Annotated in this window: 1 protein-coding gene; it reads left to right on the plus strand. The window is 70.7% G+C overall.

What is annotated here, in order from left to right; translation table 11 throughout:
* Positions 1-12: 12 nt before the first annotated feature.
* A complete protein-coding gene (locus U9980_RS06750; RefSeq protein WP_322767151.1) occupies positions 13-2,265 on the plus strand; it encodes an ATP-dependent DNA helicase UvrD2 in 2,253 nt (750 codons plus the stop codon).
* The last annotated feature ends 388 nt before the right edge of the window (positions 2,266-2,653 follow it).

Genomic DNA, 2,653 nt, shown 5'->3' on the forward strand with positions numbered 1-2,653 from the left:
GTCGCTGACTCGATGATCGACGACCACGCCCGGCCGGTGGGGGATGACGCACGCGCATTGGTCGAGGCACTTGATCCCGAGCAGCGGCTCGCGGTACTCGCCCCGATCGGCCCGGTCTGCGTCCTGGCCGGCGCGGGTACGGGCAAGACCCGGACGATCACCCATCGGATCGCCTTTCTGGTCGGTACGGGGGCAATCCCGGCCGGCCAGATCCTCGCTGTGACCTTCACCACGCGGGCCGCGGGTGAGCTGCGTGGCCGGCTGCGGGTACTCGGCGTAGCCGGGGTGCAGGCCCGGACCTTCCACGCGGCCGCGTTGCGGCAACTCGGCTACTTCTGGCCGAAGGTCGCGGGGGTTGCGCTGCCCCGGCTCGTGGAAAGCAAGATCGCCCTGGTCGCGCGGGCCGCCAGCCGGTTGCGTCTCGCACCGAGCCGGACAGAGCTTCGGGACCTCACCGGCGAGATCGAGTGGGCTAAGGCCACGTTGCTCACCCCGGCGGACTACCCGGCCGCCGCGGCTGCCGCAGCGCGCGAGACGACGCATCCCGCGGATGTGATCGCCGGTCTCTACGACGCGTACGAGGCGGTGAAGCGGGACGCGGGCGTGCTCGACTTCGACGATCTGCTCCTGCTGACCGCCGCGGTCATCGAGGAGCATCGTTGGGTGGCCGACGAGCTGCGGTCCCGCTACCGGCACTTCGTCGTGGACGAGTACCAGGACGTCAACCCGCTGCAGCAGCGGCTGCTTGATGCCTGGCTCGGCGAGCGGGACAGCCTCTGCGTGGTCGGGGACGCGAATCAGACGATCTACTCGTTCACCGGAGCGTCCCCGCGCCACCTGGTGGAGTTTCCGCGCCGATTCCCGGACGCGCAGGTGGTCCGCCTCGTGCGTGACTACCGGTCCACCCCGCAGGTCGTCGCGCTGGCCAACGCGCTGATCGCGCGGGCCGGTGCAGCTGGTGCCGGTACAGCTGGTGCAGCCGGTGGCGGCGCAGCCGCGAGGCCGGCCCGACCGGCGCCGCTGAAACTCCTCGCCCAGCGTCCGGACGGCCCGGCGCCGGTCTTCACCGAGCACGACAGCGAACCCGAGGAGGCCGCCGCGGTGGCCGATCGCATCCGCGCGCTGCTGGCCGCGGGCGTACCGGCTAGCGAGATGGCTGTGCTGTATCGGGTCAACGCTCAGTCCGAGGCGTACGAGACCGCGATCACCGCCGCCGGCATCCCCTATCTGGTCCGTGGCGGCGAGCGCTTCTTCGACCGACCTGAAGTGCTTGAGGCCGTGCGATTGTTGCGGGCGGCGCTGCGCTCGGCGCAGGACGACCGACCCGACGGCCTGGCCGCCCAGGTCAGTGACATCTTCGCCGCGCTGGGATGGCGCTCGGACGATCCGCCGCATGGCGCGGGTGCCGAGCGGGAGCGATGGGAGAACCTGGCCGCGCTCACCCGCCTCGCCGACGACATGGTCGGAGGCGATCCCGAGGCCACCCTCGACCGGTTCGTGGCGGACCTTGCCGACCGGGCCGCGCACCAGCACATCCCCACGGTCGAGGGGGTGACGCTCGCCTCCCTGCATGCGGCAAAGGGTCTTGAGTGGGACGCGGTCTTCCTCGTCGGCCTCGTCGAGGGGACGTTGCCGATCATCCATGCGCAGACCCCTGCGCAGATCGAGGAGGAGCGTCGCCTGCTCTACGTCGGCGTCACCCGGGCCCGCGAGTATCTGACGCTGTCGTGGGCGCTGGCCCGCAACGAAGGCGGTCGTAGGTCTCGGCGACCGTCACATTTCCTGGACGGGCTCATGCCGCGCTCGCCCGCGTCGGCGGGTGGGCCGACGCGGGCGAGCACGGGTGCCGCCGCGTCGGGAGAGTCCGGCGCCGGTGGGCAGCGGTCGCGCAACCGCTCGGCGGTGCGTTGCCGGGTGTGCGGACGCCCGTTGGCGGGTCCGGCGGCCAGGATGGGCCGATGTGAGACCTGCCCCGCCGATGTCGACCAGGCGCTGTTCGACCGGCTGCGCGCCTGGCGGTCGGCCCGGGCCAAGGAACAGGGAGCGCCGGCATTCGTGGTGCTCACCGACGCGACCCTGATGGCAATCGCAGAGCACCGGCCCACCGGCGTCGCGGAGCTTGTCAGCATTCCCGGCATCGGCCAGGCCAAGCTCGATCGTTACGGCGAGGACGTGCTGGCTCTCGTCGAGGGGCGGGCGCTCCCGGAGCCCGTCCCGGCGCCGGCGACCGCGCCGTCCTCGCCGTCCTCGTCGCAGTCCGGTTGAGCAGCCGGACAGTTGCACTGGGTATCTGCGTGATAACCTAGAAAATAGGTTGCCGAGGCTGAGGACGCCTTCTACCGTGCTCAGTGGGCACCGGAAATACCTGCCCGCCGCTGACATGAACGTGCCGATACGAACGTATGGAGGTGGTCCCTATGGGTGGTACTGGGATTGCCGACGCGTTCGTCTGCTCACCCGATCGGTTTGGGCTACCTGACACCACGCGCCGAGCATCGGCTGCTGAAATCCGTATCCAGACATGGGCGATGCACACGCTCTATGTCCCGGGTCCGCCCCGAGGTCTGCTGCTGGCCTGACGAGCCACAGAGCGCCGACCTTGAGGCCGCGGATCCCGGACGGGACCGCGGCCTTTGTCGTCTCTGCGCCCGCC

Origin of the sequence: Protofrankia sp. Cr1, from assembly GCF_963555865.1 — a bacterium.
Classification (GTDB): Bacteria; Actinomycetota; Actinomycetes; order Frankiales; family Frankiaceae; genus Protofrankia.

What these genes read in the sequence shown, in the direction of transcription:
- U9980_RS06750 (WP_322767151.1), top strand. Translation starts at nt 13, where the DNA reads ATGATCGACGACCACGCCCGGCCGGTGGGGGATGACGCACGCGCATTG.